Below are 23,068 nucleotides of genomic sequence, written 5' to 3'. Positions count from 1 at the left end.
GTTGAGCGTGTCCGCCAGGGCGCAATCAATGACAAAAATGTAACCGACCGCGCGCCATCCGTTGGTTACACTCCACATCCGGCGCGGCCTGCAGCCCTTCGCGCCGCTTCTGTCCAATCTGATCACCCACCTGACAGCCCACGCCGGCGACGCTGCCAATGACGTGAAGCGAGCCTGACCGACGATGCACATTCTGCTTATCGAAGACGACACCAAGACTGGCGAGTACCTGAAGAAGGGCCTCACCGAGTCCGGTTACAAAGTCGACTGGACCCAGCACGGCACCGACGGCCTGCACATGGCCCTGGAGCACAGCTACGACCTGCTGGTGCTGGACGTCATGCTGCCGGGCATCGACGGCTGGCAGATCATTGAAATCCTGCGGGCGAAGCAGGACGTGCCGGTGCTGTTTCTCACCGCCCGCGATCAGTTGCAGGACCGCATCCGGGGCCTCGAACTGGGCGCCGACGATTACTTGGTCAAGCCGTTCTCGTTTACCGAACTGCTCCTGCGCATACGCACCATCCTGCGGCGAGGGGTGGTGCGCGAGGCCGATCATTTCCACCTCGCCGATCTTGAACTGGACCTGCTGCGCCGTCGGGTCACGCGCCAGCAACAGGTCATCACCCTGACCAACAAGGAGTTCGCGCTGCTGCATCTGTTTCTGCGCCGCGAGGGCGACGTGCTGTCGAGGGCGCAGATCGCTTCGGAAGTCTGGGACATGAATTTCGACAGCGACACCAACGTCGTCGACGTGGCGATCAAGCGCCTGCGCAGCAAGGTTGACATGCCCTACCCGATCAAACTCATCCACACCGTGCGCGGCATCGGTTACGTCTGTGAGGTGCGGCCATGCGAGCCCGACGCCAGCCATCCCTGACCCTGCGCGCGACCCTGGCGTTTTCGGTGGTGGCCATGCTCGCCGTCGCCAGCGCCGGCATGTACCTCTACGAGACCATGAAGGGCGCGGTCATGACCCGCAGCGACCATGCGGTGCTGGCGCGCCTGGATCACTTTCGCAAACTGCTGCAGTACGACCTGACCCTGACCACGCTGCAAAGCAGCCCGCAGCTGTTCGAGAACATGCTCGACAGCGAAGACGACATTTTCATCATCGCCGAGCCGGGCAAGCCTGCGGTGATCATGGTCAATCCGCTGCATGCGCCGCTGCCGCCAATGCCGGTGGTGCCGGCCAACATGCCGCTGGGCGTGGCCGACATGCGCGGCGGCCTGCTGGATTCCGGCGTGCCGATGCGCGCGGCGACGGTCGAAGCGGTGTCCGGCGGCAAGGTTGTGCACCTGACGGCCGCGCACATTGCGGTCAAGGAGATGGCCACCCTGGCGGGCTTCCGTAACCGCATCCTGCTCGCCGTTTCGCTCGCGTTTGTGCTGACGGCGTTGCTCGGATATGTGTTGCTGCGACGGGGTCTGCGGCCGTTGCGCAGAATGGCCAGCCATGCCGCAGCCATCACCCCGGCGCAATTGGACAGCCGCATGGACAACCGCGACACACCGGTGGAGCTGCAGCAACTGGGCGAGGCGTATAACGCGATGCTCGACCGGCTTGCCGATGGCTATCAGCGGCTGACGCAGTTTTCCGCCGACCTGGCCCATGAGATCCGCACGCCGGTGGGTTCGTTGATGGGGCATTGCCAGGTGGCCCTGCGGCAACCGCGCACCGAGGATGAGTACCAGGCGTTGCTGGCCTCGAACCTGGAGGAGCTGGAACGCATCTCGCGAATGGTCGAAAGCATCCTGTTCCTGGCGCGCGCCGATGAAGCCCAGGCCGCGCTCAATCGCCAGACGCTGGACCTGGCGGATGAAATGCAACGGGTCGCGGGCTATTTCGAAGGGTTGGCGGAAGAACGGGACATCGCCCTGCACACCGAAGGCGACGCTCGGATCGAGGCCGATCCGCTGCTGCTGCGAAGGGCCCTGAGCAATCTGGTGGCCAACGCGATCCGCTACGCCGACGAAGGCAGTGTGATTGACATTCGCGTAATCGAGAGCCGAGTGGTTGAGAACGGCAGGCAGTGCCGCATCGAAGTAGAGAACCAGGGCCCGACGCTGGACGGCGCCACCCTGGGCAAACTGTTTGACCGTTTCTATCGCGGCGACGCCTCACGGCACCAGAGCTCCGATTCCAACGGACTCGGCCTGGCGATCGTGGCCGCGATCATGCAGTTGCATGGCGGCGAAGTGTCGGTCAATCAGCCTGCGCCGGGGCGGATCTGTTTCGCACTGATGTTCCCGCGCCAGCCCGGAGCCCGGCTGCTGTAGCCCTCACGCCTTCTTGTCGTGGGTGGCCTGCAGTTTGTAGAACGTCGCCGCCCCGCCTTCGGTGGCATAGCCAGCGTTGTCCTGGGTGTACACGCCCGCCTTGAAATACAGCGGCTTGCCTTTCCAGGTCAGGTCCAGCTTGGCGCCCCACTGCATGTCGTAGGCATTGACGGTCAGGTTGCCAGCCTGGGTCAGGTGGATGGTGTAAGTGAAGCGTTGCTTGAGCAGCACGCCGGTTGCCACTTGAATGACTTCGGGCTCGGACGTCGGCGTCGCGCGATACTTCACCACGAGGTTGCCGGTCTTGGTTTTTTCCTTGTACTGGTATTCGAGCTTGAGCAGCGGCTCGGTACTGCCAAAGGCGTGGATCTGACCGATGACGATTTTGCCCGAAGAAGGCACTTGGTCCACGGTGAGCGCGGCACGCAGGAAGTTGTCCGCGTCAGAGTAGGTCCAGTTGTGAACCGCACCGTTGGCGTAGGTTTCACGCAGCTCCGTGCGGGGAAATTTGGCATTGTCAGTCCTTGACCCTGTAACCGGCGCCCAGAAGAACAGCGTGTCCCCTGAACGGAAGTAACCATCCTGGTAACCGCCGACGAGTTTCGGCGTGTCGATGGTGGCGGCTGCGATACCGACCGGTATAGAAAGATTCCAGATGGCGAGATCAATCATGGGTGCACTCATGGTGCGCGAGGCGCACAGCAAAGAAGGTGTCTGGAACAGGCCTGTCACTGCCGTTCCCGTCATCTTTGCTATCGGCTGAACCGTTTGATCTTTAGTCGCCCCCGGAGTCAAGAAACCGCCGAACCTGCAGAAGCAGCCCCCAAAGAAAGCACAGTGCCACTATTGAGGCAAAGTGGCTCATTGCCCTCATGTTTTGCCCAACCAGCGGAAACCGGGGAGAAGGGCTAATAATTTGGCGCCATTTTTTTGGAGGAGCGCTTAGACGACGCTCAGAAAATTAGTTCAGCCAGCGAGGATTCAGCCGACAGACGGTATCGGAAAATTCCTGCTTCGGGTCGTCCCGCCTTCCTACCCAGCGATCAGAGCCATCTGGCGCGCCCCATACTCTCTGTCAGACATCCGGCCAGACCGTCCTGCGACAATCCGCCCGGCGCCCCAGGACAGATTCCATTTGACGACCCCACAGTGTTACAAGATATTATTAGTTAGCAACCTAATAATGCAGCGCCTAATCATTCAGGCCCTAACCAAACCCCGTACCGTTCCAATGGCCTCTTCATGAATCCTGACACCCTGCAAATGCGCATCACCGGCGGCGTCGTCGCGGCCTCCCGGCAGTGGCGTCGTGTCTGCCAGACCACGCTGATCAACGTTGGCGTCACCGAAGCCTGCGCCGGCCCGTTGCTGATGATCGCGCGCCTGGGTGAAGGCGTGCGTCAGGTGACGGTGGCCCAGGCCTGCGGGCTGGAAAGCCCCTCACTGGTGCGCCTGCTCGATCAGCTGTGCAAGGCCGGACTGGTGCAGCGCACCGAAGACCCCACCGACCGCCGCGCCAAAGCCTTGAGCCTGACCGATCAGGGCCGGGCGTTGGCCAACGCCATTGAGGAGGAGCTGATCCGCCTGCGCCGCGACATCTTCAGCAACGTCGATCCCGCCGACTTGGAGGCAACGTTACGGGTGTTCAACGCCATCGCCCAAGCCACGCCAATGGCGCCGGAGTCGTCATCTTGAGCGGCAGGTTCAACGGGTTTTTCGACGGCGTACCGCCGGGTCGCGACTGGTTCTACGGCGTGCGCACGTTCGCGGCGTCGATGCTGGCGCTGTACATCGCGCTGATGATGGAACTGCCCCGCCCCTATTGGGCGATGGCAACGGTGTACATCGTTTCCAGCCCGTTCGTGGCGCCGACCAGTTCCAAGGCGCTGTACCGCGCCGCCGGCACGCTGCTCGGCGCCGCAGCGTCGGTGGTGCTGGTGCCGATGTTCGTGCAGACGCCGTTTTTGCTGGCCGTGGTCATCGCACTGTGGACCGGCACCCTGCTCTTCTTGTCCCTGCACTTGCGCACCGCCAACAGCTACGCGCTGATGCTGGCGGGTTACACCATGCCGCTGATTTCCTTCCCCGTGGTCGACAACCCCCAGGCGGTGTTCGACATCGCCGTCTCGCGCACCGAGGAAATCTTCCTCGGTATCGTCTGCGCCGCGGTGGTCGGCGCGATGTTCTGGCCGCGTCGGCTGGCGCCGGTGCTCGTCGACGCCATGGGCAAGTGGTTCAAGGACGCCTCGGCCTACAGCGACCTGTTCCTCTCGCGCAGCGCCACGCCGGAAGCCGTCGGCGGCCTGCGCACGGCCATGGTCGGGACCTTCAACAGCCTGGAGCTGATGATCGGCCAATTGCCCCACGAAGGCGCCCATCGCCAGACCGTGCGCAACGCCAAGGAACTGCGCGGACGGATGATTCATCTGCTGCCGGTCATCGACGCCCTGGACGATGCACTCTGGGCGCTGGAGCGGCGTTCGCCCGAGCACGTCGCCGACCTCGCCCCGCTGCTGATCGAGTGCCGCAACTGGGTCGAGCAGACCGCAGAAGGTGCACCGATCACGTATTGGAAAGCCCTGCACACCGAGCTTGATCGCCTGCAACCCACCCCTGCACAGATTGACGATCGCCGGCACCTGCTGCTGTCGAACGCGCTTTATCGCCTGCGCGAGTGGATTGACCTGTGGCAGGACTGCCGCAGCCTGCAGCACGCCATCGAAACCGATGATCACTCGGCGTGGCGCGCGGTGTATCGCCATTGGCGGCTGGGGCGACTGTCGCCGTTTCTCGATCGCGGGATGATGCTGTATTCGGTGGCGACCTCGGTCAGCGCCATCATCGTCGCGTCGGTGCTGTGGATCTTGCTGGGCTGGCAGGATGGCGCGAGCGCGGTGGCGCTGGCGGCGGTGTCGTGCAGCTTCTTCGCGGCGATGGACGACCCGGCGCCGCAGATCTACCGCTTCTTCTTCTGGACCATGATGTCGGTGATCTTCGCCAGCCTCTATCTGTTCGTGGTGCTGCCCAACCTGCACGACTTCCCGATGCTGGTGCTGGCGTTTTCAGTGCCGTTCATCTGCGTCGGCACCCTGACCGTTCAGCCGAAGTTCTACCTCGGCACGCTGCTGACCATCGTCAACACTTCGTCCTTCATCAGCATCCAGAGCGCCTACGACGCCGATTTCGTCAACTTCGTCAATTCCAACCTGGCCGGGCCGGCGGGTCTGGCATTCGCCTTCGTCTGGACGCTGATCGTCAGGCCGTTCGGCACCGAAGTGGCGGCCAGGCGCCTGACCCGCTTCAGCTGGCGCGACATCGTCTCCCTCAGCGAAGACGCCACCCTGGCCGAGCACCGGCACATGGGCGTGCGCATGCTGGACCGGCTGATGCAGCACCTGCCGCGCCTGGCGATCACCGCGCAGGATTCCACCACTGCACTGCGCGAAGCGCGGGTTGCCCTGAACATGCTGGACTTGCTGGCCTACATGCCGCGGGTCGACCCGGCGCCGCGCCAATTGCTGCGCCAGGTCGCGACCGAAGTCGGTGCGCATTTCCGCGCCTGCCTGAAAGCCCGGGAGCGTTTGCCCGCCCCTAAAGGTCTGTTGATGACCATGGACCGCGCCCGCCGCGCGCTGGCGTTCAACGGCGAAAATGATGACGACGCGCGGCTGAATCTGCTGCACGCCCTCAGTGGCTTGCGCCTGGCGCTGCTGCCGGGTGTGGAGATCGTCGATGTGCTCGCCGAGCAGGAAGAACAACCGCCCTATGGCATCGATGGAGCGCCCTTATGATCGGTGATGTGGACATCAGCGGGATCTTCCTGCCGACCTTTCTGGTGCTGATGGGCATCGCTTACCTGATTTTTCTGGTGGTGCACGCCGTGTTGACGCGCGCCCGCTTCTACCGCCTGGTCTGGCACCGGGCTTTGTTCAACGTCGGTCTATACGCTCTGTTGCTCGGCGTCGTGGATACCCTAAGTCGATACCTGATGAAATGAAAAAACCTCTACTGACGCTGGGCCGCGTGGTCCTGACCCTGCTGGTTGTCACCCTCGCCGCGATCGTCGTGTGGCGCATGGTGATGTATTACATGTACGCGCCCTGGACCCGCGACGGGCACATCCGCGCCGACGTGATCCAGATCGCGCCGGACGTTTCCGGACTGATCGAAAAGGTCGCGGTGAGCGACAACCAATTGGTCAAGAAAGGCCAGTTGCTGTTCACCATCGATCAGGACCGTTTCCGTCTCGCCTTGCGTCAGGCCCAGGCCACGGTCGCGGAGCGCAAGGAAACCTGGGAGCAGGCCCAGCGCGAAAACCGGCGTAACCGCAGCCTCGGCAATCTGGTGGCCCGCGAGCAACTGGAAGAAAGCCAGTCCAGGGAAGCCCGCGCGTTGTCGGCCCTGAACGAAGCCCAAGTGGCGGTCGATTCGGCGCAACTGAACCTGGACCGCTCGGTGATCCGCAGCCCGGTGGACGGCTACCTCAACGACCGTGCGCCCCGGGACCGCGAATTCGTCAGCGCCGGGCGGCCGGTGCTGTCGGTGGTGGACAGCAACTCCTTCCACATCGACGGCTACTTTGAAGAAACCAAACTGGACGGGATTCACATCGGCTCCGGCGTGGACATCCGCGTGATCGGCGACAACGCCCGCCTGCGCGGCCATGTGGTGAGCATCGTCGCCGCCATCGAAGACCGCGACCGCAGCAGCGGCTCGAACCTGCTGCCCAACGTCAATCCGGCGTTCAGCTGGGTGCGTCTGGCCCAGCGGATTCCGGTGCGCATTGCCTTTGATGAAGTGCCGGCGGATTTCCGCATGATTGCCGGGCGCACGGCGACGGTATCGATCATCGATGACGCCCGCGCTGACAACGATGCCGGCAATGAACCCGTCCAGCCGGGAGCGCCGAAATGAAACACCGCGCACGCCTGCTCACCGTCGGCATGGGCTTGCTGCTGTCGGCTTGCACCGTGGTCGGCCCGGATTACACGCTGCCTGAGAAAGCCGCCGTGAATCGACCCGATCTGCAAGGCGAGCTGGCCGGTTCGTCGACCAATGTGGTGTCGGCGCCGGTGCCGGCTGACTGGTGGCGGCTGTATCACGATCCGAAGCTTGATGAATTGGTGGGTCAGGCGCTGGTGTCGAGCACCGATTTGCGCGTCGCGGCGGCGAACCTGCAACGGGCGCGCTTTCAGATGAACGAAGCCGATGCGGCCGGCGGCTGGAGCGGCACGGCCAAAGCCGGTGCGCAGCGCTTGCAGGAGTCCGGCCAGGCCTATCTGCAGCCGGAGAAAGTACCGGTGGCGAACGTCGGCGATGTCGGCCTGACCACTTCGTATCAGTTCGACCTGTTCGGCGTGCTGCAGCGCGGGATCGAAGCGGCCCAGGCCAACGCCGACGCGACCCAGGCGGCGGCCGACACGGCGCGCATCACGTTGGTGGCCGATGTGGTCCGCGCGTACACCCAGGTGTGCGCCGCCAACGAAGAACGCAACATCGCCCTGCACTCCCTCGACCTGCAGAAGCAGGGCCTGAGCCTGACCCAACGCCTGCGCGATGCCGGCCGTGGCGATGAAACCCAGGTGACGCGCTCGCAAACCCAGTTCCGCTCGCTGCGTGCTGACTTACCGCGTTATGAAGCGGCGCAGAAGTCGGCGTTGTATCGGTTGTCGATGCTCCTCGCCCGGCCGCTGAACCAGTTGCCGCAAGGGGTGGCGGAATGCGCCGAGCTGCCGCACATCGCTCAAGTCATGCCGGTGGGCGATGGCGCCGCGCTGCTCAAGCGTCGCCCCGATGTCCGTCAGGCAGAACGCCGCCTGGCGATGTCGACCGCGGCCATTGGTGTGGCGACCGGCGAGTTGTATCCGGACATCAGCATCGGCGCGACCGTGGGCACTGTGGGGATTCTCGATGAACTGGGCGATCCGTCGACCAATCGCTGGGGCTTTGGTGGGGTGATCAATTGGACCATCCCGTCCAATGGCGCACGGGCGCGAATTCACATCGCCGAAGCGTCGAATCAGGTGGCGCTGGCGCGTTTTGATGGCGTGGTGCTGAACGCGATCCGCGAAGCCCAGACCGGGCTGTCGCAATACACCGCGCTGCTGGAACGCCGCGATGCGTTGGTTGAAACCGAGGAGTCGGCGCGCCAGGCTGCGGACCAGACCCATCGGTTCTTCCTGGCCGGCCGCGAATCCTTCCTCGCCGACCTGCAAGCCACCCGCGCCTACACCGACGTCACCGCGCAACTGGCGGCGGCGAATACCCAAGTGGCAATGGGACAGATCGACCTGTTTCTGGCGCTGGGCGGGGGTTGGGAGAACGGGCATCAGTGAGTTCTCGCGGGTTGGCACGCACTGCTTTTTGTGGGACCGGCTTTAGCCGGGAAGGCGTCATGTGTCACACCGCGAGATTGTTGTCGCCTACACCGGCCTCTTCCCGGCTGAAGCCGGTCCTACAATAGATACGCAGTCACGCTCACGCACTGCGCACTCGCTTGAAATTGAACCCCTGCCGGCCGGTACTGCCTGACTCTTAATCATTCAGTCCTATCCGCCCGGAGGCACCCCCGATGCGCACGCTTGAACTGGCAGACAAAACCGTCCCCGTTATCGGTCAGGGCACCTGGCACATGGGTGAGGACCGCCATCAGTTCGAGGCGGAAGTCTCGGCGCTGCAACTGGGCATCGACCTCGGTCTGACGCTGATCGACACCGCCGAGATGTACGGCGAAGGCGGCGCCGAGAAAGTCGTCGGCCAGGCCATCGCCGGGCGCCGCGACGAGGTCGTGCTGGTGAGCAAGGTCTACCCGCACAACGCCAGCCGCGCGGGCATTCCGGCGGCGTGCGAGCGCAGCCTCAAACGCATGAACACCGACTATATCGATCTGTATTTGCTGCACTGGCCCGGTCAGTACCCGTTGGAAGAAACCGTTGAAGCCTTCGAGCGTCTGCGTGAAGCGGGCAAGATCGGTCGCTGGGGCGTGTCCAATTTCGACGTGTCAGACCTGCTTGAGCTCGACGCGTTGGGCCTCGGCGGCGGGTGCGCCACCAACCAGGTGCTGTACAACCCGGAAGAGCGCGGCATCGAATACGACTTGCTGCCTTGGATGCAAACCGCCCGGATGCCGCTGATGGCGTACTGCCCGATCGGCCAGGCCGGCAACTTGCTGATGAACCCTGCCATCCTCGAAGTCGCCGAGCGCCACGACGCCACCCCGGCGCAGATCAGCTTGGCGTGGGTACTGCGTCAGGACGGCGTGATCGCCATTCCCAAGGCCGTCACTCCCCATCACCTGGAGTTGAACGCTGCGGCGGTTGATATCGAGCTGTCCATCGAGGATGAATTGCTGATTGATACCTCATGGCCGGCGCCCCTGCGCAAGACGCGGCTGTCAATGGTCTGAACAAGATCGCTGACAGACACAAACCGTCACAAAACTGTCAAAACCCCTTGCGATGATGCCGCTTTCGATCTCGTGCCCTGCGGGGCACTTCCCGTCTGCGAGCCTTCATGAATCAACGCATTGCCCATCACCAGGACTCAGATCTGTTTGGCTTGCTGTACGGGTTCCGCTTCCGTCCGGAGGAACCCGGCCGTGAGCTGGATTCGACGTCTGCGCTGGAGTGCCTGCGCCACCCGACCGAGCCCGACGAGTTCGTCTGGCTGCACCTGAATCTCGCACACGCCAGCTGCGAACGCTGGCTGAAAACCAACCTCGACCTGCCCGACGAATTCCTCGAAGCCCTGCACGAAGGCTCACGCTCCACGCGCATCGAACACGTCGACTCCGCCCTGCTCGCGGTGGTCAACGACGTGGTCTTCGACTTCAACCGCATCTCCACCGACATCGCCACATTGTGGGTGTGCGTGCGCAGCAACCTGATGATTTCCGCACGCCATCAGCCGCTGCGCTCGGTAGACCGGCTGCGCTCCTCGGTCAAACAAGGCGAAACCTTCCGCTCCCCCCTTGAACTGCTCGCCCACCTGCTGCGCGATCAGAGCGACGTGCTGAGTCAGTTCATGCGCAAGACCAGCCTCAGCGTTGACAAAATCGAAGACCAACTCCTCTCCCAACGCCTGAGCAACAACCGCTCGGAGCTCGGCGCCATGCGTCGAGTGCTGGTGCGCCTGCAGCGGCTGCTGGCGCTGGAGCCCGGCTCGCTGATGCGCCTGCTGCACCGACCGCCGCAATGGCTGCTGGAAGACGACCTGCAAGAACTGCGGCAATCCACCGAAGAGTCGGCGCTGGTGATCAGCGACCTCACCGCCCTGGGCGAACGGATCAAACTGCTGCAGGAAGAAATCGCCGCCAACCTCAACGAACAAAGCAGCCGCACGCTGTTCACCCTCACCGTCGTGACCGTGCTGGCGCTGCCGATCAACATCGTCGCGGGTTTCTTCGGCATGAACGTCGGCGGCATCCCCCTGGCCAGCGATCCCCACGGGTTCTGGGTGCTGGTCGCGCTGGTGGCAACCTTTACGTTTATTGCGGGACGGTGGGCGTTTCGCAAGAGTCGGGATTATTGACGGCAGCATTATTGGCGCGCCCACTGGTCCCTAACCCCAGTAAATCCAGCCAAAACGTGACCCGTGTCGCATCTCTGTCACATTTTGTAATGATCATGGTCACCATCCCACCTCAACAGGATCGCGACCCATGGCAACCCCCTCACTGGCTCAACGCCCTCTGCAACAGGGGCCCGGACTGAGTGCTCAATTCGGGCGCAAGCCTGGCGTGCTGACGATGGTGATTTTCTGCGTCGTACTGGTATTGGGCCTGTTTTACACCGGCTACAGCCTCAAGCAGGACATGGACGATCTGGGTACCGTCGTGCTGACCTGGACGCCGTTCATTCTGCTCGGCGTGGCGCTGGTCATCGCGCTCGGCTTTGAGTTCGTCAACGGTTTCCACGACACCGCCAACGCTGTCGCCACCGTCATCTACACCCACTCCCTGCCGCCGAACTTCGCCGTGGTCTGGTCGGGAACGTTCAACTTCCTGGGTGTGCTGTTTTCCAGCGGCGCGGTGGCGTTCGGCATCATTGCCCTGCTCCCGGTCGAGCTGATCCTGCAAGTCGGCTCATCGGCGGGATACGCGATGATCTTCGCCCTGCTGATCGCGGCGATCCTGTGGAACCTCGGCACCTGGTGGCTGGGTCTGCCGGCCTCCTCTTCCCACACACTCATCGGCTCGATCATCGGCGTCGGTATCGCCAACGCCTTGATGCACGGCCGCGACGGCACCAGCGGCGTGGACTGGTCTCAGGCGACCAAAGTCGGTTATTCCCTGCTGCTCTCGCCGCTGGTGGGCTTCACCTGCGCCGCGCTGTTGCTGATGGCGCTGCGCATGTTCGTGAAGAACCGCGCGCTGTACAAAGCGCCGGAAGGCAACAAGCCGCCACCGATCTGGATTCGCGGCCTGCTGATCCTGACCTGCACCGGCGTCTCATTCGCCCACGGCTCGAACGACGGTCAGAAAGGCATGGGCCTGATCATGCTGATTCTGGTGGGCACGCTGCCGATGGCCTACGCGTTGAACCGCGCCATGCCGGCCGACCAGTCGGTGCAGTTCGCGGCGGTCGCCCAAGTCACCCAACAGGCCCTGAGCAAAGCGGCGCCCCTGCCCGCGCCGGCCGATTCCCGACAGACACTTTCCGTTTACATCCGCGACAAGCAGGCGACCCCTGAACTGGTCCCGGCGCTGGCCGTCATGGCCGGCAAGATCGGCGATCAGGTCGCCAGTTACGGGTCACTGGCCAAGGTGCCGGCCGAGGCCACCGCCAACGTGCGGAACGACATGTACCTGACCTCCGAAGCCATCCGCCTGATGGACAAAAACAAGGTCGGCAACTTCGACGCGGACACCCAGGCCAAAGTCGACACGTTCAAACAGCAGATTGATACCGCGACGCGCTTCATTCCGCTGTGGGTCAAGGTGGCGGTAGCGATCGCGCTGGGCCTGGGCACCATGGTGGGCTGGAAACGCATCGTGATCACCGTCGGTGAGAAAATCGGCAAGACTCACCTGACCTACGCCCAGGGCGCATCGGCGGAAGTCGTCGCGATGCTGGCCATTGGTGCAGCGGACATGTATGGATTGCCGGTGTCGACCACCCACGTTCTGTCCTCCGGGGTGGCCGGCGCCATGGTCGCCAACGGCTCCGGCCTGCAGATGCGCACCCTGCGCAATCTGGCGATGGCATGGGTGCTGACCCTGCCTGCCGCGATCCTGTTGTCGGGCAGCCTGTACTGGCTGTTCACCCAGATTTTCTGATTTCGAAAAGTCTCCCGTACTCTCTTTCAGGCGCTTCGGCGCCTGTTTTTTTTGCGCGGTGCTTTTCAGTGGGACCGGCTTCAGCCGGGAAGAGGCCTGTGTCGACACCCTCAATCCTGCGGCGTGACGCCCGCCGCCTTCCCGGCTAAAGCCGGTCCCACAAAGCGCGCTCCTGCTAGTTTATTCGCCACTCAAGCATTCTTTTCCCCCTTGATAACCAAGAAACAGGGCATATCACGAAAGGTTATAAAAATATGGAATTCAGTTCTTTTACGGAATAAATCGGAGCCTTTATAACGGGTGCACTTGTCACAAGCCCACCGATTCCGCTCGAAGGATTTCTCATGGATGTTTTCTGGTTTCTACCGACACACGGCGACGGCCATTACTTGGGCACGACCAAGGGCGCGCGCCCGGTCACGCTCAATTACCTGAAGCAGGTCGCCCAGGCCGCCGATGATCTGGGTTACCACGGCGTGCTGATTCCGACCGGCCGTTCCTGCGAAGACTCCTGGGTGATCGCCTCGGCCCTCGTGCCGTTGACCGAGCGTTTGCGTTACCTGGTGGCGATTCGTCCCGGGATCATTTCTCCGACCGTTTCCGCGCGCATGGCCGCGACCCTGGATCGCTTGTCCGGCGGACGCCTGCTGATCAACGTCGTGACCGGCGGAGACCCTGATGAGAACCGTGGCGATGGCAGCTTCCTTGATCACAGCGAGCGCTACGAAGTCACCGACGAATTCCTGAAGATCTGGCGCCGCGTGTTGCAGGGCGAAGCCGTGGACTTCGAAGGCAAGCACCTGAGAGTGCAGAACGCCAAAGCCCTGTATCCGCCGATCCAGAAGCCCTATCCGCCGCTGTATTTTGGTGGTTCCTCCGAGGCAGCCCACGAACTGGCCGCCGAGCAGGTCGACGTTTACCTTACTTGGGGCGAGCCCCCTGCCGCTGTGGCCGAGAAGCTGGCGGACGTGCGTGAGCGCGCCGCCCGCAACGGCCGTACCGTCAAGTTCGGCATCCGTCTGCACGTGATCGTCCGGGAAACCAGCGAAGAAGCCTGGAAAGCCGCCGACACCCTGATCGAGCACATCAGCGACGACACCATCGCCGCCGCACAGAAATCTTTTTCCCGTTTCGACTCCGAAGGCCAGCGCCGCATGGCCGCATTGCACGACGGCCGTCGCGACAACCTGGAAATCGCCCCCAACCTGTGGGCCGGCGTCGGGCTGGTACGGGGCGGTGCGGGCACGGCGCTGGTGGGTAATCCGCAGGAAGTCGCCGAGCGGATCAAGGAATACGCGGACCTGGGCATCGAAAGCTTCATCTTCTCCGGCTACCCCCATCTGGAAGAAGCCTATCGCTTCGCCGAGCTGGTGTTCCCGCTGTTGCCCGAGCCGTATCGCAGCCTGGCAGGCCGCGGCATCACCAACCTCACCGGCCCGTTCGGCGAGATGATTGCCAACGACTTGCCACCGCAGAAGTAAGTTTCGCCGACCCCCTGGAAACACCCGTTTGCTGCGCAACCGCGCAGCGCGTGGGAAACGGTTGATTTGCCATCGCGACAACGGCCATCGCGACAAGGAGTCCTTCATGACAGCCAGCTTACCGTTCCAACCACAAGTGACCCCCATGCAGCTATTGACCCTACCGGCCTCGCCGGCCCTGGCGACTTCGATTCGTGCCACCGCGCAGGTGTTCGAAGACCCGAGATCCCAGGCGTTGCTGGCCCATATCGAACAAGTCGCGCCCAGCGATGCCAGCGTGCTGATCATCGGCGAAACCGGCACCGGCAAAGAGCTGGTGGCGCGTCACATTCACAACTTGAGCAGCCGTCGTCACCAGCCGTTCGTGGCGGTCAACTGCGGCGCGTTTTCGGAATCACTGGTGGAAGCGGAGCTGTTCGGCCAGGAAAAAGGCGCGTTCACCGGTGCCCTCACCGCCAAGGCCGGCTGGTTTGAAGAAGCCAACGGCGGCACGCTGTTTCTCGACGAAATCGGCGATCTGCCCCTGGCCATTCAGGTCAAGCTGCTGCGCGTCCTGCAGGAGCGCGAAGTGGTGCGGCTGGGCTCGCGCAAGAGCACGCCGATCAACGTGCGGGTGCTGGCCGCGACCAACGTGCAGCTAGAACGCGCGATCAACGCCGGGCACTTTCGCGAAGACCTGTTCTATCGCCTCAACGTCGTCAATCTGGAGCTGAGTACCCTCCGCGAACGGCCGGGCGACATCATGCCGCTGAGCCGGCACTTCATCGACGTCTACAGCCAGCGTCTGGGCTGCGGACCGATCCAGATCAGCGCCGAGGCCGAGCACAAGTTGCGGACCTACGGCTGGCCGGGGAATATTCGCGAGCTGGAAAACGTCATTCACCACACCCTGCTGATCTGCCGCAACGGCGTGATTCAGTCCAGCGATCTGCGCCTGTCGAACCTGCGCCTTGAGCGTCAGGAAGATTCAGCCCCCATCGTCGACGATTCAACCGAAGCGCTGCTGGCCAGGGCGTTCCAGCGGCTGTTCGAGGAGCAGGCCGGCGCGCTGCACGAAAAGGTCGAAGACGCCTTGTTGCGCGCGGCCTATCGCTTCAGCCACTGCAACCAGGTGCACACCGCACAGTTGCTGGGGTTGAGCCGCAATGTGGTGCGCGCGCGGCTGATCAAGATCGGTGAACTGGCCGTCAACAAGCGCCGCCCCGGCGAGCAGACCCAGGGTGAACGGATGCTGCATTTGTCGGTGTGAACCCACAGCGAGGCAACCTGTGGGACTGCGTTCACCCGTGACGCGGTCCTACGATTTCCCCCGCCACTTCGTACGCGTTAAAGATCATCGACGTCGCCCGGTGTTGACGAATCAACTCCCACAAATCCCCTTCGCCCTGCTCGGCGTTTTCGAACGCGCGCTCGCAGTCGGTCTTCGACAGCCATTGCACGTGGCTCAGCACCCGCTGGCGGTCTTCACTGACCTGCACGCTGGCGCGGACAAAACCTGGGTAGGTGCGGGTGAATCGCTCGAAACGCTAGTTGAGCGCCCCGACCAGCCCGGCCTGATGGCGGGGGTCGACGGCGAACTCGACGAACTGACTGAAAGGGAGATGAGCGGCTGCTGGTGTCATGAACGTTCTCCACGGGTGACGGTTGTTGCTGAACAGGATGCTGCGCAAACCGGCATGGCCCCATACGTTTCTTGCGCCGGTGCCCCACTTGCCAAGCCGGTCCGACCAAGCGATGCTGCGCAGGATAAAACCTCCAGTTAACTGGAGGTCAAGCGTCGTTCGGCACACAGGAAGATTGCATGCTCACCCAGGACATCCCGCCCATCGCCCGCGAACTCACCGTCGGCCAGTTGTCCGCGCGCAGCGGCGTGGCCATCACCGCGCTGCGCTTTTATGAGGCCAAAGGCCTGATCAGCAGCCAGCGCAACGCCGGCAATCAGCGGCGCTACCCCCGGGATGTGCTGCGTCGGGTGGCGTTGATCAAAACTGCCCAGCGCCTGGGCATTCCGCTGGCGACCATTCAAACCGCGCTACAAACCCTGCCCCAGGACCGCCCGCCCAGCCTTGACGACTGGACGCGGCTGTCCGAGCGCTGGAAAGCCGATCTGGATGAACGCATCAACCGTCTCACCGCCCTGCGCGACCAGCTCAGTGGCTGCATCGGTTGCGGCTGCCTGTCGATGGAGGCCTGCCCGCTGCGTAACTTCGGTGACAGCCTGAGCGAGCAAGGCGCCGGGCCGCGCCTGCTGGATCAGGATTGAAGGTTTTGCGGACTGACCCGGGTATCGGCAAGAGTCTGGTCGACCAGTGACAGATAATTGCGTCGTGGGGGACGCAATCTCCTGATTATTCAGCTTGGCACGTTGCCCACCGCCGCCAGTCGCGCCGCCAGCAGCTTGGCCTGCAACGCCACGTCGGTCACCGCGGTGCTTTCCCACCACAGCCCGCGCAAGGGCGGGCCCATGGCGTAGAGCCGCGCCGAAATCCGTCCTTCGGCGTCCATGACCGCACCACCCGCGTCGGCGGCAATGCCAAGCGCCAACGGCCCCGGCTGAATCAGGCCACGGGCCAGCAGATTGCGCGGCAAGGCCCGGTCAACCCGGCGCCAGTCGTATTGAATGCCGGTCGAGTTGATCAGCGCTGCGCCACTCTCCGTCGTGGCCATGTCCTGCCCGCGATAGCGAACGCTGATGGAAATCTGCCCGGCCTCGGCGCCCTCCACCCTGAGCAACGAGGCGGCGTGGATGTGCAGGCGCCCTTCGCCGATCAGCCGCTCCAGCAACTTCGCACTGGGCGGCGGCGAGCGGTGATGATGGCTTTCCCACCACGGCCGGACGTGGCGTACGAATTGGCGGCGCTGCAGGTCAGAGGCCTGACTCCACAGCCGTGGAATATGCACGCGCACAGTGTCGAGCGGCGCCTGCCAGTCGATGCCCTGCTCCGCCGCTTGCGCGCACTGCTCGCGCAAGGCCCTGACCAGTTGCCGGGTGCTGCGTATGTTCAGGTCGGCGGCGAGAAAGTCCGGCCATGTCGGCGGTTGGCGGCGAACGTGGGGCAGCAGGCCGTGGCGGGAAAACACGTCAATGGGCCCACGGTGACCGGCTTGCTCCAGGGACACCACGGCGTCGACCATGGTCAGGCCCGAGCCGATGATCAGCACCCGGCCTTGGGGGGCGAGCTGGCCCATAGCATCGACATCCCATGGATCGACGGCAGCGGCGTTGAGGGCGTTTGAATCGCGCTGAGGCGTGCGCGCGGCGGCGAACATGCCCGTTGCCAATACGCCGAATCGGCCAGTCAGGTGTTCGCCGCTGGCGAGGGTCAGGCGCACGCCGGCTGCGTCAGCCTGCAGGTCGGTCACTTCGCCGCGCACGTGCTCGACGGTGGAACCATTGCGCTCGCCGACCACCCGTGCCTCGGCCAGACGCTGCTGAACGTACAGACCGAAAATCCCGCGGGGCGGAAACAGCTCGGCCACCGGCACGTGCTGCTGGTCAGACTCCGGCCAGCCGCCGGCGGCAATGTAGTCGGTCAGCCAGCGGGTGAGATCGTCGACGTCGTCCGGGTCGACGCTCATGCGTGCGGCGTTGCCGTTCAGCGTGTGGCCCGGCTCGGTGGCGCTGTAGGCCTCACCCCGGCCCAACTCGCTGCGTGACTCGACGATGACGATGCGCCGTTGCCCCGGCAGGCGCAGCAGCTGCACCGCGAGCATGGTGCCGCTGAGGCCACCGCCGGTGATGAGGATGTCGGCGTCAGGTCCATTGTGTTCAGCGCTCATTGCTTCCCCCTTTTCTTCGCCCCGCGGGCGCGCATGGCTGATTATGGACAGCGTGGCACCGGATTCAAACCGACGTCAGCCCTTGCGTTTCATGTCCAGCCGCCGCAGGTGGCAGGTCACTTCTTCGCGGTCGTGGTACAGCTGCTTGCAACCGATGGAAACCTTGACGCCGCGGGCCTTGAAGCCGTCTTCGATGCGCTCCAGCAAGCGTCGCACTTCTGCATAGCGCTGCTTCATTGGCAACTTGAGGTTGACTACCGCCTCGCGGCACAAACCCTCGCCCAGCCAGGTTTCCAGCAGCGCGGCGTTGCGTGCGGGCTTTTCGACGATGTCGCAGACCATCCAGTCCACCGGCTGACGGGGCTTGAAGGTAAAGCCGTCGGCCATCAGGTGCTGCACCAGCCCGGTGTCCATCAGGCTTCCGGCCATCGGACCGTTATCAATGGCGGTGACCAGCATGCCGCGCCGCACCAGTTGGTAGGTCCAGCCCCCGGGCGCCGCGCCCAGGTCGACGCCGGTCATGTCGCCCGACAGGCGCTCGTCCCACTGATCCCGGGGGATGAAGTGGTGCCAGGCCTCTTCCAGCTTGAGGGTCGAGCGGCTGGGCGCTTCCCGGGGGAATTTCAGGCGCGGAATGCCCATGGGCCACATCGCCGAGTTGTTCGCGTCGGCCAGCCCAAGGAACACTTCGCGCCCGCTTTTAAAAGTCAGCAGCAAACGCGGCAGGCTCGGGTTGTCGACCAGTTTGCCGGCCTTCTCAAGCGCCTTGCGCAATGGCGCCTCGAACTTGCGGCAGAACGTCGAAAGCTCCTTGCCGTCGTTGGTGTCGACCACTTCCAGCCACAGGCTGCCGCACGGCGCAAAGCCGGCCATGTGTTCGAGTATCACGCTGATGCGGTCGGTTTCCGGCAGCTGGACAAACACGCCACGGGCCCACTGCCGGGGGAAAATCAGCTCGCGGAACTTCAGGCTGTTCATCAGCCGCTCTGCACCCTCGGGCTCGGTGCAGATGAATTCCGCAAAGGCGGCGTCGGTCTTCGCCTTGGCGTAGCCGGACACCTCAAGGCGAGCGGCGTGCTCGCTGAGTTCCGAGCAGACCTCGCTTTCGAAGCCGGGGCGGCAATGCATGAAAAGGGTGTTCACGGGACGGTCTCCTCGCGCGCCACGAATCGAGTCGCGGCGCAAGCTGTACATGAGGATTAACCTCAATGACTCGAAAGCGGCGCATGATAGCCGAATCAGGAACCACTGGCTCAGCCGGTGGGTCCAGTACTACTCAACGATCATTTAAAGCCGCCAACCAGAGCGCTGCTGCAAGCCCCGTCTTACCGTCGATCGCCCGTCCGCGCGTGCTGCGCGGACCGTCAAGGAGTCAGTCATGCCCTCCCTCGATAGCCTGAAAAGCCTCAAAACCCTCGAAGTCAGCAACAAGACCTACCACTACTTCAGCCTCCCGGATGCCGCGCGCACGCTGGGCAATCTCGACAAACTGCCGATGTCGCTCAAGGTGCTGCTGGAAAACCTGCTGCGCTGGGAAGACAACCACACGGTGACCGGTGACGACCTCAAGGCCCTCGCCGACTGGCTGACCGAGCGCAAATCCCACCGGGAAATCCAGTACCGCCCCGCGCGCGTGCTGATGCAGGATTTCACCGGCGTGCCGGCCGTGGTTGACCTGGCCGCCATGCGCGCCGCCGTGGCCAAGGCCGGTGGCGATCCCCAGCGCATCAATCCGTTGTCGCCAGTGGATCTGGTCATCGATCACTCGGTCATGGTCGACCGCTTCGGCGACGACAAGGCCTTCGGCGAAAACGTCGACATCGAGATGCAGCGCAACGGCGAGCGTTACGCGTTCCTGCGCTGGGGCCAGAACGCGTTCGATAATTTCAGCGTAGTGCCGCCGGGCACCGGGATCTGCCATCAGGTCAACCTGGAATACCTCGGCCGCACCGTGTGGACCAAGGAAGAAGACGGCCGCACCTACGCCTTTCCGGACACGCTGGTCGGTACCGATTCCCACACCACAATGATCAACGGCCTCGGCGTACTCGGCTGGGGCGTCGGCGGCATCGAGGCGGAAGCGGCCATGCTCGGCCAACCCGTGTCGATGCTGATTCCAGAAGTCATCGGCTTCAAGCTGAGCGGCAAACTGCGCGAAGGCATCACCGCCACCGACCTGGTGCTGACCGTGACGCAAATGCTGCGCAAGAAAGGCGTGGTTGGTAAGTTCGTCGAATTCTATGGCGATGGCCTGGCGGACTTGCCGCTGGCGGATCGGGCCACCATTGCCAACATGGCCCCGGAGTACGGCGCGACCTGCGGCTTCTTCCCGGTCGACGACGTCACCCTGGATTACCTGCGCCTGTCGGGCCGTCCGGACGAAACGGTGCAGTTGGTCGAGGCCTACTGCAAGGCCCAGGGCCTGTGGCGTTTGCCCGGTCAGGAACCGGCGTTCACCGATGCGCTGGAGCTGGACATGGGCTCGGTGGTCGCGAGCCTCGCAGGGCCTAAACGTCCGCAAGACCGCGTCGCCCTTCCCGATGTGTCCAAGGCCTTCAGTGACTTCCTGGGCCTCGCAGTCAGCCCGAGCAAACACGAAGAAGGCCGACTGGAAAGCGAAGGCGGCGGCGGTGTCGCGGTGGGCAACGCCGCCCAGGTCGGCGAGGCCGAGTATGAATACAACGGCCAGACCTATCGCCTGAAAAACGGCGCGGTGGTCATCGCTGCCATCACCTCCTGCACCAACACGTCCAACCCGAGCGTGATGATGGCGGCCGGTCTGCTGGCGAAAAAGGCCGTGGAGAAGGGCCTGCAGCGCAAACCGTGGGTGAAGAGTTCGCTGGCGCCCGGCTCGAAGGTCGTGACCGATTACTACAACGCCGCCGGTCTCACGGAGTATCTCGATAAGTTGGGGTTCGACCTGGTGGGGTACGGCTGCACCACCTGCATCGGTAACTCCGGGCCGCTTCCTGACCCGATCGAAAAAGCCATTCAGCAGTCGGATCTGACTGTCGCGTCGGTGCTGTCGGGCAACCGCAATTTTGAAGGCCGCGTGCACCCGCTGGTAAAAACCAACTGGCTGGCCTCACCGCCGCTGGTGGTCGCTTACGCCTTGGCCGGCACCGTGCGCACGGATCTGAGCAGCGAACCCCTGGGCGAAGGCAGCGACGGCCAGCCGGTTTACCTCCGTGATATCTGGCCGACCCAGCAGGAGATCGCCGACGCGGTCATGAACGTCAGCACCGGCATGTTTCACAAGGAATACGCGGAGGTCTTCGCCGGCGACGAGCAGTGGCAGGCGATTGAGGTGCCCGAGGCGGCGACCTATGTCTGGCAGCCGGACTCGACCTACATTCAGCACCCGCCGTTCTTCGAGGAGGTCGCCGGGCCATTGCCGGTCATCGCCGACGTGCAGCAGGCTCGCGTGCTGGCGGTGCTGGGGGATTCGGTGACCACTGACCACATCTCGCCCGCCGGCAACATCAAACTGGACAGCCCGGCCGGGCGCTACCTGCGCAGCAAGGGCGTGGAATACAAGGATTTCAACTCGTACGGCTCGCGGCGCGGCAACCATGAAGTGATGATGCGCGGCACCTTCGCCAACATCCGCATTCGCAACGAAATGCTCGGCGGCGAAGAAGGCGGCTACACGCTGCACGTGCCCACCGACGAGAAGCTGCCGATCTATGACGCGGCCATGCGTTACCAGGAAGAAGGCACGCCGCTGGTGGTCATTGCCGGTCAGGAATACGGCACGGGCTCCAGTCGCGACTGGGCGGCGAAAGGCACGAATCTGCTGGGCGTCAAAGCGGTGATTGCCGAGAGTTTCGAGCGTATCCACCGTTCCAACCTGGTTGGCATGGGCGTCCTGCCGCTGCAGTTCAGGGCGGGCGAAAGCCGCAAAACCCTGGGCCTGACCGGCAAGGAAGTGCTGAACATCACCGGGCTGACCGGTGCCACGCTGCAACCGGGCATGGGCCTGGCGGTGCAGATCACCCGCGAGGATGGTCAGCAGGACAATATCGACGTGCTGTGCCGGATCGATACCCTGAATGAAGTGGAATACTTCAAGGCGGGCGGGATTCTGCATTACGTGCTGCGGCAGTTGATTGCGTCCTGAGGCGATATCTGGCTAGAAGATAATGGCGCTTGTTCGGGCCTCTTCCCGGCTGAATCCGGTCCTACATGTGGGACTGGCTTTAGCCGGGAATGCGTCGTCTGCCTCACCGCAAATTGCCAGTGTCCAAACCAAATCCGTCGTTATCAGAAACGCCCTACACAACCTCCGCCCTGCATCCCCGAAATAATCGGACCAACTCCACGTTTGATCCGACATACACCCGTGTTTAATCAACGTTAAAATCGCCAGCCTATTCCGACACTCAAGGTCGACTCCATGTCGGTGCAACGCTGGACTTCCCTCTTTCTGCTCTCTCTCGGCTACTGCCTGGCGCTGCTCTACGGCCAGCTCAACGTTCCCGTGGTTATCACGTTCGGACTGCTGATCATGGCCGGCATCTGCGTCAGCCATTTCCAGCACCGCGCCGTGCGCCTATTCGGTCACGCCCTGTTCATCGCCATTGCAGCGGGGCTGGCCAGTCACTGGTTGCCCGGTTTCCTCAGCGCCAGAGCGATTGCCGGCGTGCGCCTCAGCCCCGAGGCCGCGCCGTATTCGATGTACCTGAACCTCGACAAACCTCTCATCGGCTTCTGGATCGCCATCGCCTGCCCCTGGGTGTTTATCGCGTTGAGTCCCAAACGCTGGCTGGGCGTCACCAGCATCGCGCTGCCCGTCACCGCCGCCGCGTGTTTATCAACCGCGATGTTGATGGGTCTCGTCGGTTGGTCGCCCAAGTGGCCCGAGCAAACCGGCATCTGGGCGCTGAACAACCTGCTGCTGGTCGCGCTGACCGAGGAACTGCTGTTTCGCGGTTACCTGCAGGGCAGTTTGAAAAGATGGCTGCAACACTTCCCCTGCCACGACGCCCTCGCAATCGGGGCGGCATCTGCGCTGTTCGGCCTCGCGCACATCGGTGCCGGGTGGGAATGGGCGCTTGTGGCGGGCATCGCGGGCGTGGGTTATGGCGTTGCCTATCGACTGGGCGGTCTGCCCGCTGCCGTGCTCACCCACTTCGGCCTGAACCTGCTGCATTTCAGCGTGTTCACCTACCCGATGTTCGACCGGTAAACGCGTCCACGACACCCGACCTATGACGCAGTTCACAAAAGCTTAATATTTTTTCGCTTCGGG

The 23,068-nt window shown here is 63.4% G+C and carries 19 protein-coding genes; 15 read left to right on the top strand and 4 right to left on the bottom strand.

Annotated elements, in window-relative coordinates:
• Positions 1 to 184 precede the first annotated feature (184 nt).
• Together SLW75_RS06635 and SLW75_RS06630 are read left to right on the top strand one after the other, a co-directional pair.
• Positions 185 to 880 (top strand): heavy metal response regulator transcription factor, encoded by a 696-nt coding sequence (locus tag SLW75_RS06635; RefSeq protein WP_410933963.1) that lies wholly within the window; start codon positions 185 to 187, stop codon positions 878 to 880.
• Positions 853 to 2,280: a heavy metal sensor histidine kinase gene (locus SLW75_RS06630; RefSeq protein WP_410933962.1), complete on the top strand. Its 1,428-nt coding sequence runs from the start codon at positions 853 to 855 to the stop codon at positions 2,278 to 2,280. Before SLW75_RS06635 ends, SLW75_RS06630 begins: the two co-directional genes overlap by 28 nt.
• Before the next feature lie 3 nt (positions 2,281 to 2,283).
• Here SLW75_RS06630 and SLW75_RS06625 read toward each other — a convergent pair whose 3' ends face one another.
• Positions 2,284 to 2,952: a polysaccharide lyase family 7 protein gene (locus SLW75_RS06625; RefSeq protein WP_065988667.1), complete on the bottom strand. Its 669-nt coding sequence runs from the start codon at positions 2,950 to 2,952 to the stop codon at positions 2,284 to 2,286.
• 570 nt (positions 2,953 to 3,522) lie between these two features.
• Between SLW75_RS06625 and SLW75_RS06620 the strand changes: the two genes are divergently transcribed.
• The 10 genes from SLW75_RS06620 (at position 3,523) to SLW75_RS06575 (ending at position 15,286) form a co-directional block, all read left to right on the top strand.
• Positions 3,523 to 3,975 (top strand): MarR family winged helix-turn-helix transcriptional regulator, encoded by a 453-nt coding sequence (locus SLW75_RS06620; protein WP_065988668.1) that lies wholly within the window; start codon positions 3,523 to 3,525, stop codon positions 3,973 to 3,975.
• Positions 3,972 to 6,071, top strand: a complete 2,100-nt coding sequence (locus tag SLW75_RS06615; protein ID WP_410933961.1) for an FUSC family protein — start codon at positions 3,972 to 3,974, stop codon at positions 6,069 to 6,071. Before SLW75_RS06620 ends, SLW75_RS06615 begins: the two co-directional genes overlap by 4 nt.
• Complete coding sequence (locus SLW75_RS06610; RefSeq protein WP_065988670.1) at positions 6,068 to 6,277, top strand: DUF1656 domain-containing protein; 210 nt, start codon at positions 6,068 to 6,070, stop codon at positions 6,275 to 6,277. Before SLW75_RS06615 ends, SLW75_RS06610 begins: the two co-directional genes overlap by 4 nt.
• Positions 6,274 to 7,194, top strand: coding sequence for an efflux RND transporter periplasmic adaptor subunit (locus tag SLW75_RS06605; protein ID WP_410933960.1), 921 nt, complete (start codon positions 6,274 to 6,276; stop codon positions 7,192 to 7,194). The genes SLW75_RS06610 and SLW75_RS06605 overlap by 4 nt, the downstream gene beginning before the upstream one ends.
• Positions 7,191 to 8,615 (top strand): efflux transporter outer membrane subunit, encoded by a 1,425-nt coding sequence (locus tag SLW75_RS06600; protein WP_410933959.1) that lies wholly within the window; start codon positions 7,191 to 7,193, stop codon positions 8,613 to 8,615. The genes SLW75_RS06605 and SLW75_RS06600 overlap by 4 nt, the downstream gene beginning before the upstream one ends.
• 236 nt (positions 8,616 to 8,851) lie before the next feature.
• On the top strand, positions 8,852 to 9,685 hold the full coding sequence (locus SLW75_RS06595) for an aldo/keto reductase (protein ID WP_192130100.1): 834 nt from the start codon (positions 8,852 to 8,854) through the stop codon (positions 9,683 to 9,685).
• 107 nt (positions 9,686 to 9,792) lie between these two features.
• Positions 9,793 to 10,809 carry a transporter gene (locus SLW75_RS06590; RefSeq protein ID WP_065988674.1) on the top strand — a complete coding sequence of 339 codons (1,017 nt, stop codon included), beginning with the start codon at positions 9,793 to 9,795 and terminating at the stop codon, positions 10,807 to 10,809.
• 130 nt (positions 10,810 to 10,939) lie between these two features.
• On the top strand, positions 10,940 to 12,556 hold the full coding sequence (locus tag SLW75_RS06585) for an inorganic phosphate transporter (RefSeq protein WP_410933958.1): 1,617 nt from the start codon (positions 10,940 to 10,942) through the stop codon (positions 12,554 to 12,556).
• Between the two features lie 344 nt (positions 12,557 to 12,900).
• The gene (gene ssuD, locus SLW75_RS06580; RefSeq protein WP_065988676.1) at positions 12,901 to 14,037 is read left to right on the top strand and encodes an FMNH2-dependent alkanesulfonate monooxygenase; all 1,137 of its coding nucleotides are present in this window, start codon (positions 12,901 to 12,903) and stop codon (positions 14,035 to 14,037) included.
• Positions 14,038 to 14,182: 145 nt separating this feature from the next.
• Positions 14,183 to 15,286, top strand: coding sequence for a sigma-54 interaction domain-containing protein (locus tag SLW75_RS06575; protein ID WP_410934365.1), 1,104 nt, complete (start codon positions 14,183 to 14,185; stop codon positions 15,284 to 15,286).
• A 31-nt stretch (positions 15,287 to 15,317) separates the two neighbouring features.
• On the opposite strand, the gene SLW75_RS06570 is transcribed toward SLW75_RS06575, so the two are convergent.
• Positions 15,318 to 15,515, bottom strand: coding sequence for a hypothetical protein (locus SLW75_RS06570; RefSeq protein WP_410933957.1), 198 nt, complete (start codon positions 15,513 to 15,515; stop codon positions 15,318 to 15,320).
• A gap of 323 nt (positions 15,516 to 15,838) precedes the next feature.
• Between SLW75_RS06570 and soxR the strand changes: the two genes are divergently transcribed.
• Entirely contained in the window at positions 15,839 to 16,300 is a 462-nt protein-coding gene (gene soxR, locus SLW75_RS06565; protein WP_065988678.1) for a redox-sensitive transcriptional activator SoxR, read from the top strand.
• An 89-nt stretch (positions 16,301 to 16,389) separates the two neighbouring features.
• Here the strand turns inward: soxR and SLW75_RS06560 are convergent, their stop codons facing one another.
• Both SLW75_RS06560 and rlmM read right to left on the bottom strand, forming a co-directional pair.
• Positions 16,390 to 17,817 (bottom strand): FAD/NAD(P)-binding protein, encoded by a 1,428-nt coding sequence (locus tag SLW75_RS06560; protein ID WP_410933956.1) that lies wholly within the window; start codon positions 17,815 to 17,817, stop codon positions 16,390 to 16,392.
• A 75-nt stretch (positions 17,818 to 17,892) separates the two neighbouring features.
• Complete coding sequence (gene rlmM, locus SLW75_RS06555; RefSeq protein ID WP_410933955.1) at positions 17,893 to 18,960, bottom strand: 23S rRNA (cytidine(2498)-2'-O)-methyltransferase RlmM; 1,068 nt, start codon at positions 18,958 to 18,960, stop codon at positions 17,893 to 17,895.
• A 235-nt stretch (positions 18,961 to 19,195) separates the two neighbouring features.
• On the opposite strand from rlmM, the gene acnA reads away from it, so the two are divergent.
• Positions 19,196 to 21,937, top strand: a complete 2,742-nt coding sequence (acnA, locus tag SLW75_RS06550) for an aconitate hydratase AcnA (RefSeq protein WP_065988680.1) — start codon at positions 19,196 to 19,198, stop codon at positions 21,935 to 21,937.
• 276 nt (positions 21,938 to 22,213) lie between these two features.
• Positions 22,214 to 23,005, top strand: a complete 792-nt coding sequence (locus SLW75_RS06545) for a CPBP family intramembrane glutamic endopeptidase (RefSeq protein WP_410933954.1) — start codon at positions 22,214 to 22,216, stop codon at positions 23,003 to 23,005.
• Positions 23,006 to 23,068 lie beyond the last annotated feature (63 nt).

It is taken from the genome of Pseudomonas sp. W5-01 (assembly GCF_046540435.1).
Lineage (GTDB): Bacteria > Pseudomonadota > Gammaproteobacteria > Pseudomonadales > Pseudomonadaceae > Aquipseudomonas > Aquipseudomonas graminis_B.
The sequence above is the reverse complement of the archived record's forward strand: the minus strand, read 5'-3'. Positions and strand labels throughout refer to the sequence as shown.

Coding starts and splice junctions, on each gene's coding strand:
- SLW75_RS06635 (WP_410933963.1), top strand. CDS start 185: ATGCACATTCTGCTTATCGAAGACGACACCAAGACTGGCGAGTACCTG.
- SLW75_RS06630 (WP_410933962.1), top strand. CDS start 853: ATGCGAGCCCGACGCCAGCCATCCCTGACCCTGCGCGCGACCCTGGCG.
- SLW75_RS06625 (WP_065988667.1), bottom strand. CDS start 2,952: ATGATTGATCTCGCCATCTGGAATCTTTCTATACCGGTCGGTATCGCA.
- SLW75_RS06620 (WP_065988668.1), top strand. CDS start 3,523: ATGAATCCTGACACCCTGCAAATGCGCATCACCGGCGGCGTCGTCGCG.
- SLW75_RS06610 (WP_065988670.1), top strand. CDS start 6,068: ATGATCGGTGATGTGGACATCAGCGGGATCTTCCTGCCGACCTTTCTG.
- SLW75_RS06605 (WP_410933960.1), top strand. CDS start 6,274: ATGAAAAAACCTCTACTGACGCTGGGCCGCGTGGTCCTGACCCTGCTG.
- SLW75_RS06600 (WP_410933959.1), top strand. CDS start 7,191: ATGAAACACCGCGCACGCCTGCTCACCGTCGGCATGGGCTTGCTGCTG.
- SLW75_RS06595 (WP_192130100.1), top strand. CDS start 8,852: ATGCGCACGCTTGAACTGGCAGACAAAACCGTCCCCGTTATCGGTCAG.
- SLW75_RS06590 (WP_065988674.1), top strand. CDS start 9,793: ATGAATCAACGCATTGCCCATCACCAGGACTCAGATCTGTTTGGCTTG.
- SLW75_RS06585 (WP_410933958.1), top strand. CDS start 10,940: ATGGCAACCCCCTCACTGGCTCAACGCCCTCTGCAACAGGGGCCCGGA.
- ssuD (WP_065988676.1), top strand. CDS start 12,901: ATGGATGTTTTCTGGTTTCTACCGACACACGGCGACGGCCATTACTTG.
- SLW75_RS06575 (WP_410934365.1), top strand. CDS start 14,183: ATGCAGCTATTGACCCTACCGGCCTCGCCGGCCCTGGCGACTTCGATT.
- soxR (WP_065988678.1), top strand. CDS start 15,839: ATGCTCACCCAGGACATCCCGCCCATCGCCCGCGAACTCACCGTCGGC.
- SLW75_RS06560 (WP_410933956.1), bottom strand. CDS start 17,817: ATGAGCGCTGAACACAATGGACCTGACGCCGACATCCTCATCACCGGC.
- acnA (WP_065988680.1), top strand. CDS start 19,196: ATGCCCTCCCTCGATAGCCTGAAAAGCCTCAAAACCCTCGAAGTCAGC.
- SLW75_RS06545 (WP_410933954.1), top strand. CDS start 22,214: ATGTCGGTGCAACGCTGGACTTCCCTCTTTCTGCTCTCTCTCGGCTAC.